This window comes from Halorubrum ezzemoulense DSM 17463 (assembly GCF_002114285.1).
Taxonomy (GTDB): Archaea; Halobacteriota; Halobacteria; order Halobacteriales; family Haloferacaceae; genus Halorubrum; species Halorubrum ezzemoulense.
Window position 1 is genome coordinate 1 of sequence record NZ_NEDJ01000044.1, and the last position, 16,038, is coordinate 16,038.

17 protein-coding genes and 1 tRNA gene are annotated in these 16,038 nt (G+C 68.3%); 11 read left to right on the forward strand and 7 right to left on the reverse strand.

The window, feature by feature from the left end; all coding sequences use genetic code 11:
- Nucleotides 1–92 precede the first annotated feature (92 nt).
- Both B9H04_RS12025 and B9H04_RS12030 read right to left on the reverse strand, forming a co-directional pair.
- Nucleotides 93–1,547: a bifunctional DNA primase/polymerase gene (locus B9H04_RS12025; protein ID WP_080508664.1), complete on the reverse strand. Its 1,455-nt coding sequence runs from the start codon at nucleotides 1,545–1,547 to the stop codon at nucleotides 93–95.
- Nucleotides 1,548–2,253: 706 nt separating this feature from the next.
- A complete protein-coding gene (locus B9H04_RS12030) occupies nucleotides 2,254–3,570 on the reverse strand; it encodes a tyrosine-type recombinase/integrase (RefSeq protein WP_049933098.1) in 1,317 nt (438 codons plus the stop codon).
- A gap of 249 nt (nucleotides 3,571–3,819) precedes the next feature.
- On the opposite strand from B9H04_RS12030, the gene B9H04_RS12035 reads away from it, so the two are divergent.
- The 7 genes from B9H04_RS12035 to B9H04_RS12065 all read left to right on the forward strand — a co-directional run bounded on the left by B9H04_RS12035 (nucleotide 3,820) and on the right by B9H04_RS12065 (nucleotide 9,178).
- Nucleotides 3,820–4,542, forward strand: a complete 723-nt coding sequence (locus B9H04_RS12035) for a CBS domain-containing protein (RefSeq protein WP_085682742.1) — start codon at nucleotides 3,820–3,822, stop codon at nucleotides 4,540–4,542.
- 86 nt (nucleotides 4,543–4,628) lie between these two features.
- Nucleotides 4,629–5,171: a GNAT family N-acetyltransferase gene (locus B9H04_RS12040; RefSeq protein WP_049933100.1), complete on the forward strand. Its 543-nt coding sequence runs from the start codon at nucleotides 4,629–4,631 to the stop codon at nucleotides 5,169–5,171.
- Between the two features lie 61 nt (nucleotides 5,172–5,232).
- A tRNA-Thr gene (locus B9H04_RS12045) sits at nucleotides 5,233–5,306 on the forward strand.
- A gap of 141 nt (nucleotides 5,307–5,447) precedes the next feature.
- Nucleotides 5,448–6,215 carry a metallophosphoesterase family protein gene (locus tag B9H04_RS12050; RefSeq protein ID WP_049933101.1) on the forward strand — a complete coding sequence of 256 codons (768 nt, stop codon included), beginning with the start codon at nucleotides 5,448–5,450 and terminating at the stop codon, nucleotides 6,213–6,215.
- A 72-nt stretch (nucleotides 6,216–6,287) separates the two neighbouring features.
- Nucleotides 6,288–8,444, forward strand: coding sequence for a pentapeptide repeat-containing protein (locus tag B9H04_RS12055; protein WP_049933102.1), 2,157 nt, complete (start codon nucleotides 6,288–6,290; stop codon nucleotides 8,442–8,444).
- Between the two features lie 31 nt (nucleotides 8,445–8,475).
- Nucleotides 8,476–8,865: a hypothetical protein gene (locus B9H04_RS12060; RefSeq protein WP_049933103.1), complete on the forward strand. Its 390-nt coding sequence runs from the start codon at nucleotides 8,476–8,478 to the stop codon at nucleotides 8,863–8,865.
- Nucleotides 8,866–8,974: 109 nt separating this feature from the next.
- Complete coding sequence (locus tag B9H04_RS12065) at nucleotides 8,975–9,178, forward strand: hypothetical protein (protein WP_049933104.1); 204 nt, start codon at nucleotides 8,975–8,977, stop codon at nucleotides 9,176–9,178.
- A 115-nt stretch (nucleotides 9,179–9,293) separates the two neighbouring features.
- Here B9H04_RS12065 and B9H04_RS12070 read toward each other — a convergent pair whose 3' ends face one another.
- Complete coding sequence (locus tag B9H04_RS12070) at nucleotides 9,294–9,806, reverse strand: CinA family protein (RefSeq protein WP_049933106.1); 513 nt, start codon at nucleotides 9,804–9,806, stop codon at nucleotides 9,294–9,296.
- A gap of 59 nt (nucleotides 9,807–9,865) precedes the next feature.
- Here B9H04_RS12070 and B9H04_RS12075 point away from each other — a divergent pair, with 59 nt between their 5' ends.
- The 4 genes from B9H04_RS12075 to B9H04_RS12090 all read left to right on the forward strand — a co-directional run bounded on the left by B9H04_RS12075 (nucleotide 9,866) and on the right by B9H04_RS12090 (nucleotide 12,762).
- Nucleotides 9,866–10,537 (forward strand): class I SAM-dependent methyltransferase, encoded by a 672-nt coding sequence (locus tag B9H04_RS12075; RefSeq protein WP_049933107.1) that lies wholly within the window; start codon nucleotides 9,866–9,868, stop codon nucleotides 10,535–10,537.
- A complete protein-coding gene (locus B9H04_RS12080) occupies nucleotides 10,534–11,133 on the forward strand; it encodes a transcriptional regulator FilR1 domain-containing protein (protein WP_049933123.1) in 600 nt (199 codons plus the stop codon). Before B9H04_RS12075 ends, B9H04_RS12080 begins: the two co-directional genes overlap by 4 nt.
- 66 nt (nucleotides 11,134–11,199) lie before the next feature.
- Complete coding sequence (locus tag B9H04_RS12085) at nucleotides 11,200–11,508, forward strand: hypothetical protein (RefSeq protein ID WP_049933109.1); 309 nt, start codon at nucleotides 11,200–11,202, stop codon at nucleotides 11,506–11,508.
- 72 nt (nucleotides 11,509–11,580) lie between these two features.
- A complete protein-coding gene (locus tag B9H04_RS12090; protein ID WP_085682743.1) occupies nucleotides 11,581–12,762 on the forward strand; it encodes a PAS domain-containing response regulator in 1,182 nt (393 codons plus the stop codon).
- A 46-nt stretch (nucleotides 12,763–12,808) separates the two neighbouring features.
- Here B9H04_RS12090 and B9H04_RS12095 read toward each other — a convergent pair whose 3' ends face one another.
- The 4 genes from B9H04_RS12095 to B9H04_RS12110 form a co-directional block, all read right to left on the reverse strand.
- Nucleotides 12,809–13,450 (reverse strand): thymidine kinase, encoded by a 642-nt coding sequence (locus B9H04_RS12095; protein ID WP_049933112.1) that lies wholly within the window; start codon nucleotides 13,448–13,450, stop codon nucleotides 12,809–12,811.
- 79 nt (nucleotides 13,451–13,529) lie between these two features.
- Nucleotides 13,530–13,985, reverse strand: a complete 456-nt coding sequence (locus tag B9H04_RS12100) for a hypothetical protein (RefSeq protein WP_049933114.1) — start codon at nucleotides 13,983–13,985, stop codon at nucleotides 13,530–13,532.
- A 104-nt stretch (nucleotides 13,986–14,089) separates the two neighbouring features.
- Nucleotides 14,090–15,154 (reverse strand): amidohydrolase family protein, encoded by a 1,065-nt coding sequence (locus tag B9H04_RS12105; protein ID WP_049933115.1) that lies wholly within the window; start codon nucleotides 15,152–15,154, stop codon nucleotides 14,090–14,092.
- A 74-nt stretch (nucleotides 15,155–15,228) separates the two neighbouring features.
- A complete protein-coding gene (locus B9H04_RS12110; RefSeq protein ID WP_049933116.1) occupies nucleotides 15,229–16,008 on the reverse strand; it encodes a class I SAM-dependent methyltransferase in 780 nt (259 codons plus the stop codon).
- Between the last annotated feature and the right edge of the window lie 30 nt (nucleotides 16,009–16,038).

Consider the following 16,038-nt stretch of genomic DNA (forward strand, 5'->3'; position numbering starts at 1 on the left):
TTTGAGCAACCGGCACAACTTCCCCGATGAAGCGGGAGATTTGCGTCATAGACAACCGCAGTTTCCCGCTTCAACTCCTTTGATTTAGTGGCCTACCTCGCTGCCGTATGGCGATTCAACACAGCCCCTCGAGTCAATTTACGAACGACTTCACCGAAGTACTCCTCCGAACGGTCTGTATTCAGTTCGGCGGCGAGTCCCGCTACTTCACGTGCTGTCGGATATTTCCGCTCGCGATATGTCCCCAACGCGGCTTCGCCGCTGTCGTCGGCACGCCGCCGACGGGGGGGTACATATTTGTTCACAGTTTGTGGTGTTGATAAGTCAACGCTGAACATTGCGCTTGCGTCTTCGACTGGAAGTGGGGCTGTGAAAGGCCCCGAAAGGAGCCAGACAGTCGCCAAGACAGTGTCTTCGGTAATGTCGCTTGGTTTGTTTCGCTTATACCGATCAAGCCATGGCTGGTGTTCGTCAGCGTCAAAACCGTCTTTGTATTCTTTTCTGAGCCGTTGGAGCCACCTTTCTCTATTAAACTGCTCCTCTGCGCTGTCCATTGTATTTTGGAGGTACTGCTCGCCTTTCGTGAGCCATTTTCGACGATTACCTGTTACATCCCATTCATTTTCCAGACAGAAGTTTTTGAACACGGCGAGCGCGTTGTGCCGAGCTTCATCTTCATCATCGCCACGCTCACGAAATGCGCCGTACAGCATACTCAGCGCGTATATGTTGAGTCGACTGCGGTCAAGACTACTGCTATCGTTAGAGGGTCGCCAGTCAAAATGACCGAATCCGCCTTTGAGGATATCCAGCAGAGATTCATTCATTGCCTTTCCAGCATACTTCGGGAGGAACTCACCACACAGCCACTCGGTTTCCTGCTCAGCTCGCACTTCGTCGGGTTTCTTGATAGCGTCCGTCGGCGCGTTTGATTTCGTCCTCGAGGTGGTACTCGACTCCTCGCACAGTTCTCGGATGCCGGCGAGAGTAGTATCCTCAAGCGGGTGTATCGGCCGGTCCTCAAGTTCGTATCTGTCGACGCCGACGCCCGGACAGTTGTCCTTGTTTCCGTCGCAGGCGACGGAGTGATCTAATGTCGAACCGGGACCAAGCGCGGGGATACCGCCATATTTGATCTCCCCCCAAGGTCCGGTTGTATCACTGATCCCTTCGTCATCCTCGGTGGAGTAGTATAGATGAACCCCGCCATGCGGAGTGTTAGTTGTAAATGTCTCTGGCAGGTTCTGAAGTTGCTTCGGTAGCTCTTCGCGATCATCGATATCGATGGTGATGAGATTCCGTCCCGCATGAACGGCGTAGTTCCCCTCGTATGCTGAAGGAATATCGTGTTTCTCAGGGTCGTTGTGATTAGAAAACCCTCGTGGTGGTGTCTTTCGCCCGTCAACAAACGGTATACACCGTTCAGCAGTCAAACCAGCCTCTCGAAGCCGTTCCTCGAGTGTCGTTCGGGCAGAAGTCAGTGATGTATTTTTACTCGATGCGTCTCTGTCGGTGGTATTAGTATCCTCTAGGTCGTAATTCGTCATGTTGGTTCACCACTTCGGGTGTCTTGCGACGATCTCTCGTTGCCTGTACTGCCGCACTCAACCGGGGACGGTTTGCCAGCCCACTCCCCCGGTCACCTCGCGACGTCGTGTAGTGAATCGTATGTTCAGTCGGCGCTGTCGCTGAGTCTCTTAGCCGCTGTTTCGAGGAACTCATTCCACGTCAGGCCAAGCGACTGTTTCGTCTCGCGGGCCTGCTGGATCGCATCCTCATGAGCGGGGATTTCTGCGTATCCTTTCGGTCGAGGCATCGGCGGTGGTTATGTCTGTGTAAGGCTTCAATTTCCCGCGTTACCTACCGGTACTCTCGTACATGCGTCGCTATCAGGGCGCTGAGGGTGTTGCGCTCACCCCCTCGAACGCTGTGGCCAAGAGACGGCACATAACTTGCCGTGTCTGGAATGAGACGGATGCTCGCCTGTGACGGGCCGTGTTAGCGGTGAAATCGAGAGACAGCGTTATCTCTGCCGTCTGACGTATCCGCTTTTCAGCGTTACCCGACGTTAATCACCACCACGTTGAGTATAACTGACTGAACAAGGTACGCTGCCCAGTATTGTCTCAGCCAACCTTTGTAACAGCGCAAGTGCTTAGCGACCTCACGTTTAGCAGGAGACAACGGACAGGCCGGACCTGATTGACTTCGACCTGTCCGAATTGATACGCCGGCCAAGAGAGCAAACTAATGTCAGAGTTGATTGAGTTTTTCAGCAACCGCCTCGGGGTCATCAAGGGCGGAGAGTAAAGCTCGCAGGCCGTCTCGTTCCTCTTCGGAAAGGTTCTGATCCAAAGCAGCGTCAGTCAGCTCCTCGCTAATATCCTCCTCCGCATCTTCGACCTCCGCGGCCGGCCCGAACACCGCGTTACAGTTCGGACACGAGCGCCAGTCCGGCTCGATCAGCGTGCCGCACGTCGGACACGTCTCGGGCGTGAGCGCCTTTCGATCCTCCTCGTCGGCGTCGCGGAACCCCATCGCCTCCTCGGCCTTGCGGACGTGGTCCTCGTCGAAGACGTGGCTGTACGTCTCCTCAAGCGTCCGACTCGTATCGGAGTGGCCGAGGAGCATCCGGATCGTGTCGGTATCGACATCGTAGTCGCGATACAGGACCGTCGCGCAGAAATGCCGGAAGTTGTGGGGTTTGACCGGCTTGTCGTCGATCCCGGCCGTGTCGGCGACGCGCGAGAAGAGGCGTTCGACGGCCGGCTCCGACCAGTAGTCGTCGGTACTCGACTGGGCGTTGCTCGGGTCGGGGATGAACAGCCACGCGTCGTCATCGTCGCGGTGCGGATGATGGTTCAGCCAGTCGCGGACGTACTTGGTCGCGCCGAACATGGGGCGCTTCCGGCCGCGTTCGAGGGCGCCCTTGAGGCCGGCGTTTTCGGCCTCGAACTCGTCGTTGAGGTAGATGTAGCCGTTCTCGACATCGACATCGCGGATGCGGAGTGTGAGAAGAGCGAGTTTGCGCTGGCCGGTGAAGATACACAGTTCGAGGAATGCGCGGTTGCGGAGCGGGAGTTGCGTCTCGCCGACCGCGCGCCGGAGGGCCTCGACTTCGTCGGCCGTGAACATATCCGTCTCGTCGACGCTACTCGACTTGTCGGGTTTGAAGCGGACGATGTCGTCAGGGTCGACGCCGAGGTCGTCGTGATGGTTGTAAAACGCCTTCAGCGCCGACTGCCGGATGCCGAGTGTCGACTTCGAGAGCCCGTCGTCGTCGTGGAAGCGGTTCATCTGCTCGTTGAGGTCGGCGGCCGTCGTGTCGGTGAGGTCGACCCCCTCGCGGGCGGTGAGGCGGATGCCGCTGATGTAACTCTTGATCGTTTTCGGGGCGTAGGTTTGGAGTTCGCTGTCGGGGTCGCGGTATTTCTCGCTGACGGTACTGTCGTCGAGTGCGTCGGCGAAGGTGAGGATGCGGTCGGCTTCGTCGGCGGTGAGGAAGTCGTCGACGGCGTCCTCGATCCGGTGGCGTTCCGACGCGAGTTGTTCGCGTGGGGTGAGCGCCATAGGCGGCGATCAGTCGGCGGTGGAGAAAAATATTGGCCTGATCTAGGCGGTGAATATCGAGGGAATGGCCATGTCCCAGTTCGAACGTCGGAGGGTTTGAACGCTCCCTTTCGTCGGCGGGGCGCGCCCGCAGGGCGTCCGGACGCGACTCGCCCCGCCGGATATGCGAACCGATCGCAAGCGTAGGCCGGGCACGGATAAAACGCTACCGGGGGCACCTTTTAGCCGGTCGGAGCGGATCCGAGACGTATGCGAACAGACACCACGGTTCATGACGTGATGCACCGCGAGTTCCTCGGCGTCAGCGAGTCGGACGCGCTGCCGGAGGCGGCCGCGCTCTTGGTCGAAGAGGAGACGAACTGTCTGGTGGTCGTGCGCGGCGGCGAGCCGGTGGGACGGCTGGAGGCCCGCGACGCGCTTGAGGTGCTGCGGGAGGCGGGCGACGGCGGGGAGTCGCCCGAGGGGCCGCCGTCCACGGTCGGCGCGGCCATGAGTCCGCCGCTGCCGACGGTCTCGCCGGACGACTCGCTCGCGGCGCTCGAAGAGCGGCTCGTCGCCGAGGGGACGGACCGAGTCGTCGCCGTCGACGACGGGGAGGCGGTCGGCGTCGTCACGGACGGCGACGCGCTCGCCGCGGGGGCGCCGCGGACGGGCGCCGGCGCCGACGGCTTCGGTGACGAACCCGCGACGGGCGACCCCCACCCGGAGGAGACCGTGCTGTCGACCGCGGCCGCGGCGGACTCCGACGCGGAGCGGAGCGCCGCGGCGACGATGGACCCGGCCACGGCATCGGAGCCCGCCGCGGCCGCCTCGGGGGACGGCCCCTCCGGAAGCGAAGACGACGTCGACCCGGTGACGGGTGCGCCGAGCGAGGGCTCGACGCAAGGGGTCTGCGAGAGCTGCGGCGCGCTCGTCCCCGACCTCGTCACCGCGAACGGGCAGGCCGTCTGCCCGAACTGCCGCGAGGTCTGAGTCGCTGGGCCGCCGTTCGATGCGCCAACGGCGAGGCCGAGTCATCGGCCGGCAGTCTCAACACGTCGCGAGCCGAACGCGAACGTATGGCCGAGACGGACGCCCGGATCGAGCCGGCGACCGCCGACGACGTCGACCCGGTCACCGACATGTGGGTGACGCTCGCCGCGGGGCAGCGCGAGTACGGCGCCACGCTCCGCGGCGAGGCGAACCGCGCGACCGTCCGCGAGTGGGTCGCGCAGTCGGTGGTTACCGGCGACCTGCTGGTCGCTCGCGACCCTGAAGCCGCGGCCGAAGCGGACGCTGACGATCCGGACCCCGTCGGGTTCGTCGGCTTCTCGCTCGAACGCGGTGACTACGACCGCGACGCCGTCCGCGGAACCGTCAGCAACCTCTTCGTGCGACCGGACCGGCGCGGCGAGGGGATCGGTGCGGCGCTGCTCGACGCGGCCGAGCGCGCGCTCGTCGAGGCGGGCGCCGACCGCGTGGCGCTGGAGGCGCTGGCAGACAACGACCGCGCCCGTGCGTTCTACACGGACCGCGGCTACGGCCTCCACCGTGTGGAACTGACGAAGTCACTGGACCCCCAAGACGAGGACGAGCGCGGCGGCGATCAGGAAAGCCGGTGACTCCGGCCGGGTTCGCGGAAAGCGACACGCACTCATAGGAGGACCGAGTACGGCCGCACGCGCCAGGGGAGCATGGGTGGTTCATGCACTCGACTTGTAATCGAGACTTCCGGGGTTCAAATCCCTGCCCTGGCTCTGCTGGACGCCGTCGACTCTCTGAGGAGTCGGGCGGCGACTCCCCGACGCGATCTGGCGCCGAGACGGCGAGGCGTTTTCCCCGCGGCGAGCGCCGATCCGTAGTTATTTGACCGCGGTGCGTCGACTCATTGGTAACCGATGGGTCGATTCGCGCTGTTTCCCGATGTCCACATGCGGAGCGGCCACGCGGCCGAGATCGAGCGGGAGCTACGCGACGCGCTCGAGGCTGTCTCCGCCGACGCGTTCGACCGGATCTTTGTGTTGGGCGACCTGATCGAAGACGACGGCTCGGCCGAGGTCGACGAGGCGAACGTCGAACGGGTCCGCGAGATATTCGCGGACGCGCCGGTCCCGGTCACGTATCTGCTGGGGAACCACGACGTCGAGACGCTGACGCGCGCGGAGCTCACGTCGCTGCTCGGCCAGGACCGTTTCCACGGCGTGATCGAGACCGACGACGTGCCGATTGTCTACCTCGACTCGACGAAGGAGGCGACGCCGGGCGCCCGCGGCGAGCTCGGGTCCGACCAGCGCGAGTGGCTGGCGGGCGTCTGCGCGGAGTACGACGACCCGCTCTTCCTGAGCCATCACCCGCTCGGAACCTTCGACATCTCGGACAACGACTGGTTCAGACACTACCCGGAGCGCGCGTTCCTCTCCGACCGAAAGGAGACGCTTCGCGTCATCGAGGGGCTCGGGTCCGGACGCGGCACGATAAGCGGGCACATCCACCAGTCCGGGTTCGCGAACTTCCGCAACATGGCCCACGTCTCGGTCAACGCGTTCAGCAAGGAGGTGCCCGGCAAACCTCTGACCGGGACCTACGCCGACGTGACCGTCGGCGATCGGATCACCGTCGACGTGACCGTCGGGGGCGACACCGTGACGTCGTACACCATCCTCTAGCCGGACGGCGGTCGCGTCGGGCGGTGCTGTGAGGTAGTTTTACTATCCGCGCTGTCGTCGGCCCGGTACGTCGTGTCCGTCGGAACGTGTGCGTACAGCTTCGACCCGGTGGCGTGGGAGGAGGAACACGGTCGTTCGGCCGCGCTCGACGAGAGGTGGTCCTGTCCCCGAGAGGCGGAGGGAGAGACGGACCGCTGTCGGTTCCACCTCTCTCCCGCTCGGCGCGCGGAGCTCGGCATCGACGACGAGTCGGTGTGCGAATCGTTGGTGTCGGAGCTGGCGACCGGCGAGGCGTCGTCGCTCGGGTTCGTCGGGGCCGAGTTCGGAACGATCGACGTCTCACACCGAGTCCTCGACCGGGTGACCAACCACCCGATCGACCTCCGGCACGTCACCGTCTATGGGGAGTTCCTCGCGGAGCAGACCGTCCTCCGACAGCCGCTCCTGATGGACGAGATACGGGTCGAGGGTGCCGCCGACTTCACCGACGCTGAGTTCGGCGAAGACGTGTCGGCGGAGCGGGCGACGTTCCGCGGCGACGCCGTCTTCGACGGGACGGACTTCGAGGACAGCGCGCGGTTCGGCGGCTCGACGTTCGCCCGCCCGGCGAGCTTCGACCGCGTCAGGTTCGGCGACGTGGCCGACTTCTACCGGGCCCGGTTCCGCGCCCCCTGTTCGTTCGAGGAGTCGGCGTGGCGGGGCGCGTGTCTGTTCCAGCGCGCGGCGTTCCGGTCGGACGTGACCTTCACCGCCAGCCGGTTCCACGCGAGGACCGACTTCCGCACCGTCCAGTTCGGCGGGACGAGCCGGTTCAACCGGTGCGAGTTCGAGGACGCCGCGGTGTTCATGAACTGCGCGTTCGCGGCCGAGGCGTTGTTTAAAAAGGCGAGCTTCGCGCAGCCCGCGCACTACCAGAACGCCGACTTCGACTCCGAGGCGTCGTTCACCGAGACCGAGTTCGGCGACAAGGCGAAGTTCCAGTTCGCGACGTTCGACGGCGAGGCGGTGCTGTCGTACATCCGGTTCGGCGGCGCGACGTACTTCAAGGCGGTCGATTTCAACAGCTACGCGTCGTTTTACAAGTCGACGTTCGACCGGCTGGGCGACTTCCGGAATGCCACGTTCGCCGACACGGCGCGGTTCCTGAAGGCCGAGTTCACGGACGAGGCCTTCTTCGGGCGGGCGACGTTCGTCGGCGACGGCGACTTCCGGAGCGCCGCGTTCCGGGGGACGGTCCACTTCGTCGAGACGACGTTCAGATCGAGCGCGACGCTTCGGGAGTCGACGTTCGAGCGGGCGCGGTTCGAGAACGTGCGAACGGCCGGCGGCGACGTCACCATTAACCTGGAGCGCACGACGGTCGACGGCGGCCGGTTCGTCCAGGAGAACGGGGCCGCCGTGTACTACAACCTCCGACGGAGCAGGGTCGGCGACGTGGATATCGAGATGGCCGACTCGGAGGGCGTCTTCGAGCGGTTCCTCTTCTACCGGACCGAGTTCGACGGCTTCGACTTCTCCAACTACCGGTACGTGCTGGCTCCGGAGTGGGTGTTACACACGTTCCGCGGGACGGTCGACGACACGTACAGCCTCGAAGCGGACCGGTTCGCCATCGAGGACGACGCCGACGAGGCGCCCGGCGCGGACGGCGGCGCCGCCGACGAATCGGGCGGGGGTCCGGGAGAGCCGGCCGACGGAGGCGGCGTTCGAAGCCGGCTCGCGGGCTGGCTCGCCGACGGCGAGGCGTCGGACCTCGAAGTGACGTACCTGAAGGCGAAGAACGGGGCCGAGCGCGTCGGCGACAGCCAGTCCGCCTCCCGGTTTTTCATCAAGGAGATGTACTACCGGCGCCGGACGCACGTCGACCGGGCGTTCGCCCACAAGGAGTCGCTTCGCAGCCGGCTCAAACTGCTGTTCTTAGTCGCGGTGAACCTCACGCTCTCGGCCACGTGCGGGTACGGCGAGAAGCCGCGCCGCACCATCGGATTCTCGCTCGTCACCGTCGTCGTCTACGCGGCGCTCTTCGCCGCGGTCGTCACAGACCCGCCGTTCGCGTCGCCGCTCGGATACGGGCTGTTGAGCGTTCAGTCGTTCACGTCGCTGATATTCGGCCCCACGGCGACCGTTCCGAACTTCGCGGGCAGTTTCCTCGCCGCCACCGAAGGATTCGTCGGCGCGTTCATGATCGGCCTGTTCATCTTCGCGCTCACCCGCAGCGTCCACCGGTGACGTTATGCGACGACGGGTCCCACGAGGCGCCATGAGCGAGTCGACGGGCGACGGGGAGTTCCGGCGGACCCTCCCGCTGTTCGACAACCGAGACCGAGACGCCGTCCAGCGACTGCTCCACCACGCGGTCGAGGACCTCAGGTACGACCACCCGGACCGGAAGGTCGCGAGGGACCTCTACCACGAGATCCGAGAAGGGGACGCGATCCGGCTCCGCGTCGGGCGGGGGATCCGCGACGAGACCCTCGTGATAACGCCGGCTGAACTCGACGCCGACGCCGGGCAGATACTCGACCGGTTCGTCGGGGCCATCCCGTCGGAGTCGGTCGAGTGGCGCCGCGTCGCGACCGAACTCGGGGAGTGGCGGACGGAGCGAGAGCTGTCGGACGACACCGAGATCGCCTTCCAGTACCTCCACTGACACCGGACGCGGCGGCGCGGGTTTTCACGCCCGCCGCCTTCCCGACGGCGCGTCGACCGCTGTCTCGCGTTCGGGATCCGTTTATATACGTCCCGCGCGGATCGCCGCCATGGACTCGTCGGACCGGGCGCTGCTCGGCGTGGCCGGAATCGTCGGCGCGCTCGTGCTGGCGGTAGCGCTCGCCGGCGGCGCCCTCTTCGGCTTCGGCGAGTCGGCCGCGCGGCCGCTCCGCCTCCTCGCGGTCGAACCGCTCACGTGGATCGTGATCGTGGCGCTGCTCGTCGCCGTCGTCGGGAACGCCTACATCGACTGACGGCGCGAACGCTTCACCGGACGACGGCCACCGGCACCGACGATCGCCGGGACACCGTCTCGACGACGAGGAGAGCGGCGTCCTCGGTCGCTCAGCCGTCGGCGTCCCCAGTCGCTCAGCCGTCGGCGTCCTCGATCGCACGGACGAGCGCGTCGAGCGCGCGCTCGGCGGCGCCCCGCTTCACCGCGTCGCGGTCGCCGTCGATGACGGCCCGCACGGTCCGGACGAACGACTCCCCGGTTCCCCACGGGGCGGCGTGCGCGACGCCGAAGTGGACGAGACCCACCGGCTTCTCGTCGGTGCCGCCCGTCGGGCCGGCGATACCGGTCGTCGCGACCGCCCAGTCCGCGTTCGCCCGGTCTCGGGCGCCCGCCGCCATCTCGCGGACGACGGGGTCGCTCACGGCGCCGTGGGCGTCGAGCGACTCGCGGGAGACGCCGAGCAGCTCGCGTTTCGCGTCGTAGGTGTACGTCACGAAGCCGCGGTCGAAGTAGGCGCTCGCGCCCGGCACGTCCGTCACCCGCGATCCGACCAGCCCGCCGGTGAGCGACTCCGCGGTCGCGAGCGTCTCGTCGCGGTCGCCGAGGAGCGCGTTCAGTCGCTCGGCGGGGGCCTCGGTCTCGTTCATACCCGCAGTCCGGGCGAGACGCCCCTGAGGTTTACGCCGCGGCGCGGCGAAGGGCGCCCGTGACCGACACCGACTGGGACGAGCGGTTCGCGTCGGGCGAGTACCCGCGCGCGCCGGAGCCGTCCCCCGTGCTTCGCGCCTACGAGCCGTCGCTCCCCGACGGTCGCGCGCTCGACGTGGCTGCGGGGACCGGCCGCAACGCCGTGTTCCTCGCGGACCGCGGACGCGAGGTGGACGCGCTCGACGCGTCGGCGGAGGGGCTCCGCGTCGTCCGCGACCGCGCCGCCGAGCGCGGGATCGGCGGGCGGATCGAGGCGGTCCGCGCCGACGTCTCGACGTACGGCTTCCCGACGGAGGCGTACGACGTGATCACGATGAGCTTCTTCCACGCGCTCGGTCGGTTCGCGGACCTCGTCGAGGCGCTCGCGCCGGGCGGCTACCTCTTCGTGGAGGGGCACCTCCGGTCGGCGGACCCGTCGCCGTCGGGACCGAGCGACGACCGATACCGGTTCGCGGCCAACGAGCTGCTCCGCGCCGGACTGGCCTTGAGCGTGCGCTACTACGACGAGACCACGGCGGAGCGCCCGGACGACCGCCGGCGCGCCACCGCGCGGCTGCTCGCGCGGAAGGCGAGCGGCGGCCGGCAGTCGTACCCGACGCGCCCGGACGCGCCGGACAGGTGGCCGGGCGGCGAGAGCGACGCGACCGCCGCGGACGAGCGAGACGCGTGAGCGACGACGGCTCCGCGTCGCCCGCGGCGGTCCTCCGGTCGATCGTAGCGCGCGCAGTCGACTGCGACCCCGCGGGCCTCGGCGATCGGACCGCGATCGTCGAACGCGCGAGCGGATCGGCGAACGGCGCCGACGAGCCGGAAGGTTCGCCGACGCCCGTGGGCCGACTCGCCGAGCTGATCGGTGGGTCCGACAGCGTCGTCGCGGTCGTGCCGCGGTTCGACGCCGACCTCGCCGGGCGACTGAACGCGTCGCTATCGGCGGGAGACGAGGCGCACGAATCCGGCGCCGCCGCCGACGCGACCGCGCCGAGCGAGGGCCGCGTCGTGTTCACCGGTTCCGCGGCCGACCGCCTCACCGGAACGACGGGGGCGGTCGTCCGCCGCGCGCTCGCCGACCGCGGCGTCGACGCGTACCGCCACGAGGGCGAGTCCCCGATCGCGGTCGTCCTCGCCGACGACCGCGCGGCCGTCGGGCTGATCGACGGAGCGGGGGTCGCCGCCCTGCTGTGGACGAGGGACGCCGCGGTGCGGGAGTGGGCGGCCGCGACCTGTCGGCGGTATCTCGACGCCGCTGAGCCGGTAGCGGACGGCTGAGGGACCGACGCCGAACGACGCCGCAGTCCCCGGGCCGCTTTTGAGGGCCCCCGACGAAGGGGGCGTATGAAAGCGCTACTGCTGTTGGTGGCCGGACTCGGCGGACTGATCGAGGCCGTCGCGCCGCGCCGCGTCGTCGCGCTCTGGACCCGCGCGCTCTACCGGAACGCCGGCGAGGCGGAGCCGCGCGAGTGGGTGTACGCGGCCGCGAAGGTCGAGGGAACGCTGATCGCGGCCGGCGCGCTCGTGGGGTTGTTCCGGCTCGCGACCGCGGACGGGGATTTCCCGGTCGACGACTCGACGGCGGCGGACGAGCCCGAATCCGACCCGGCGATCGCAGGCGGGCACGGGGACGACCAAGCGGCCGCGGAGTGAGCCGACCGCCCGCCCGAACCGTTTGATAAACGGATCCGAACGTATATTGCGCAGGTCGCGGTATGGGTGCGCATGACGGGGCCTCCAGCGGACCCCAAGTCGGACGACCCGTCGGCGGTCCGCGTCCTCCACGTCGACGACGACCCGGCCTTCCTCGATCTGACCGCGACGTATCTCGAACGGATCGACGAGACGTTCGAGGTCAGCTCCGAGACGAGCGTCGAGGACGCCCTCGACGCGCTGGGGTCGGCGCCGATCGACTGCGTCGTCTCCGACTACGACATGCCCGAGACCGACGGGTTGGCCTTCCTCCAGCGCGCCCGCGACAACGGCGTCGACACCCCGTTCGTCCTGTTCACCGGGAAGGGGAGCGAGGAGATAGCGAGCGAGGCCATCTCCGTCGGCGCGACCGATTACATCCAGAAGCGCGGGGGAAACGACCAGTACGAGGTGTTGGCCAACCGCGTCCGCAACGCTGTCGACCAACACCGGTCGCGGGCCGCGCTCGCCGCGAGCCAGGAGCGGCTGTCGCGGTTCATCGGCCAGTCACCGCTGGGAACGATCGAGTACGACGACGAGTTCCGGATCGTTCGGGTGAACCCCGCCGCCGAGGAGATCCTCGGCTACGAGGAGTCCGAACTCCTCGGCGGGACGTGGCTCCCGTTCGTTCCCGAGACGGAACGCCGACACGTCGCGGTGCTCGAACGCGACCTGCTCGCGAATAAGGGCGGGTACCAGAGCGTCAACGAGAACGTCCGCAGCGACGGGGAGCGGATCCGCTGCGCGTGGCACAACCAGGTGGTGACCGACGAGGACGGAGCGGTGATCGGCGTCTTCTCACAGTTCGAGGACGTCACCGAGGCGGAGGCCCGGAAGCGCGAGATCGAGCGGACGAACGCCGTCCTGTCGACCGCGCTGGACGCGCTCCCCGTCGGGATGCTCGTCGAGGACGGGGACAGGCGCGTGATACGCGCGAACGAGCGGGTGTACGAGCTGTTTGACATCGACGGCGACCCGGAGGCCGCCGCCGGGCGCGACTGCCGGGAACTCGCCGTCCAACTGAGCAGGCGGTTCGCCGATCCGGCGGGGTTCGTCGACGGGATCGAGCGGATCGTCGACGCCCGGCAGCCGGTCGACGACGAGCGGCTGGCGCTCGCCGACGGAACCGCGCTGATTCGGACGTACCGACCGAGCGATCTGCCGGACGGCGGCGGCCACCTCTGGGCCTATCGGCTGGCGAACGGGCCCGACTGAGCCGCGGTTCGTCCCCACCGTCGAGGGGCGGCGTCGCGGGACCGGCTCAGTCGTTCGCGGAGTCCGCCTCCGGGCTGTCGAACGGTCGCTCCGCGTCGGGGCGGTCGCCGGTCAGGAGGACGTGACAGTCGCGGCACCGCGCCTCGTAGGACTCCTCGGCGCCGACGAGTATCGTCGGGTCGTCGACGTGGGCGGGCTCCCCCTCGATGAGCCGCTGGTTCCGAGAGGCGGGCTCGCCGCAGACCGAGCAGATGGCCTGGAGCTTGTCGACGTACTCGGCGGTCGCCATGAGCTGCGGGAGCGGCTCGAACGGCTCGCCGCGGAACGTCTGGTCGGTGCCCGAGACGATCACGCGGCTCCCGCGGTCCGCGAGGGCGTTACAGACCTCGACGAGCGCGTCCGAGAAGAAGTTCGCCTCGTCGATCGCGACGACCTCGGCGGGGTCGTCGTCGAGGATGTCGAGCGGCCCGTCCCCCTCGTTGTCGACGACGGTCGCCTCCCACTGCCGGCCCGTGTGGCTCCCGATCGTCGCCTCGCCGTAGCGGTCGTCGATCGCGGGCGTGTAGACGGCGACCGACTGGCCGGCGATCTCGGACCGCCGGAGCCGGCGGAGCAGCTCCTCCGTCTTGCCCGAGAACATCGACCCCGAGATGACCTCGATCCACCCGGATCGAGTGATTGCGTGCATACCCGATCCGGCCGGAGCCAGCGACTAAACCGTTTCTCTCCCGGGACGCGGCCGCCGCGTCACCGCCGGCGACCGCCGCTCAGATCCCGGTCGCGACCCCGACGATCGCGGCGGCGACGACGACGTACGCCGCCGCGGAGACGGCCCAGTCGCGCCGGACCCGACCGAGCCGCTGACGCGGGAGCCCCGACGCGCGCGGCAGCGGGACGAGCGCGAAGAAGCCGACCATCAGCGCGAGCTGGACGACCCCGGCGACCGCGACGGCCACGAGGGGACCGAGACCGAGCAGCGACCCGGTCGTGGCCGCCAGCCCGACGAACAGCAGGCCGGAGCCGCCGCCGGCGACGTAGTGGACCCACGTCGCCAGCCGCTCGGGCGCGTCGTCGACCGGCGTGTCCGTGAGCACGCCGGCGGCGACCTTCGGGGCCGTCGTCCCCTCGGGGAGCCGAGGCATCACCTGATCCATCGCGAGCGTCGCGACGAGACCGACGATCGGTCCAAGCGCGAGTCCGGCGAGCAACGAGAGCGTCGTCATCACGCGGTCGTACGCTCGGAAGCCATTTCATCCCGTCGGCGCGGTGCGGAATCGGACCGGGAGCGGAGCGAGCGAGGAGTCGCGGCGGAACGCGAGAGCGCGATTCAGTCGTCGCGGGGGACGACCTGCCTGCCGCCGATGACGACCCGCGAGACGTCTGCCTGTCCGGCCCGCCTGACGACCGCGCGGACGAGGTCGCGCGCGCCGCTGAGGTTGTCGGAGTCGCCGTCGAGGACGAGCAGGTCGGCGTCGGCACCGGGCTCTATCACGCCGCGGTCCACCCCGGCTATCTCCGCGCCGTTGGCCGTCGCCATGCGCAGTATCGCTCGGGCCGGGAGGTCGGACAGCTTCGCCGCGAACTCCATCTCGCGGAACATCGAGGGCGAGTCGGTCATCACGTTGTCCGTGCCGAGGGCGACGGTCGTTCGCTCACTCAGCTCGCGGATCGGCGGCACGCCGACGTTGGTGACGAGGTTCGACCGGGGGCAGACGACGACCGGCGTCCCGCGGTCGTCGAGCCGTTCGAGGTGGATCGGCTCGGCGTGGACCATGTGGACGAGGAAGTCGGGCGCTAAGTCCATCGCGGCGTTGATGTCGTCGGCGTCGCGCTCCCCGGTGTGGATCCCGAAGGGCTTGCCTGCGTCCCGCGTCGCCGTCCGGACCGCGTCGAAGTCGGCGTCGCGGGCGCCGGAGGCGCCGTACCCGTCAGCGACGGAGAGCACGTCGGGGTCGTCGCGCCCGAAGACCACCGGGTCGATCGCCCGCTCGCCGAACGGAACGCCCGCTCCGGCGACCGCGTCGCGGAGCGCGGCGACGCCGTCGACGCCCCCCTCGCGGAACTCGAGGAACGTCCCCGTGCCGGTCGACTCCATGTACCGCAGCGTGCGCGCCATCGCGGCCACCTTCTGCCCGCGGTCGGCCGCCCGGAGGAGCCGGTGTTTCAGCCCGTCCGGCGGCACGACCAGCTCGTCGAGCGAGAGGCCCGCGCCCGCCTCCTTGGCGATCGAGTCGCCGATGTGGGTGTGCGCGTTGACGAACGCCGGGAGGATCACGTCGTCGCTCTCGACGGTCGCCTCCTCGACCCGGACGACCTCGCCGTCCGCGACGACGACCCGGCCCTCGACCGGCTCGAAGTTGGGGCCGACGAGGATCGTCCCTTCAAGATACATACCGGAGGCTCGTCGCGCCGCGGGGAAAACGTCGTGGGAGCGGCACCGAGCGGCGGCACCTCCGAGCAGGGGCGTCAGGGCGCGTCGAGCCGCGCCCAGAACCCGAGCGTGTCCGGGAGGAGCGCCCGTGGCTCGGCGGCCGACGCGGCGTCGCCCTCGCTCGTCGTCTCGCCGCCCGCGGGCTCCGGCTCCACGACACGCTCGACGTCGAACCCCGCGTCAACGAGGGCGCGGTGGAGCTCGGAGACCGACCGGTCGAAGGCGACGAGGTCGGCATCGTACGACTCGTCGATCTCGATCTCCCGCCGCGGCGGCGCGTGATACCCCCTGTCGATCGTTCCGGTTTCCGGGTCGATCAGCTCCCGGAACGGGTGCATCACCGACAGGTAGAACGCGCCGCCCGGCCGGAGGACGCGACGCGCCTCGCGCACCGCGGCGTCGAGGTCCGCGACGAGTTGGAACGCCGCCTCGGAGAACGCCGCGTCGAACGCGTCGTCTGCGAGCGGGATCCGGGTCACGTCACCCTGGAGGAACCGGGCGTCGACGCCGTAGTAGTCGCGGAGCCGGCGCGCGTGATCGAGCTGCCCCTCGGCGATGTCGACGCCGACCACGCGGTCGGCGCCCGCCAGCGCCGTCCCCACGCTCCCCTGGCCGCCGCCGCAGCCGAGTTCGACGACGTCCGCGCCCGCTATCGGCGGCGGGAACTCCGAGCCGGCCGCCGCGTGGCTGTCCGGGTCGAAGGGCGTCGGGACCGGCGGAACTCCGGACTCGTCCGTGTCGGCGTTCCACAGCGCCTGGAACGCGTCGCTCCACTCGTTCCAGAGCCGGCGGTTCTCGCGGTGGTCGTCGGTCACGCCGGCGGATCGGTCGGCGACGGCATAAAC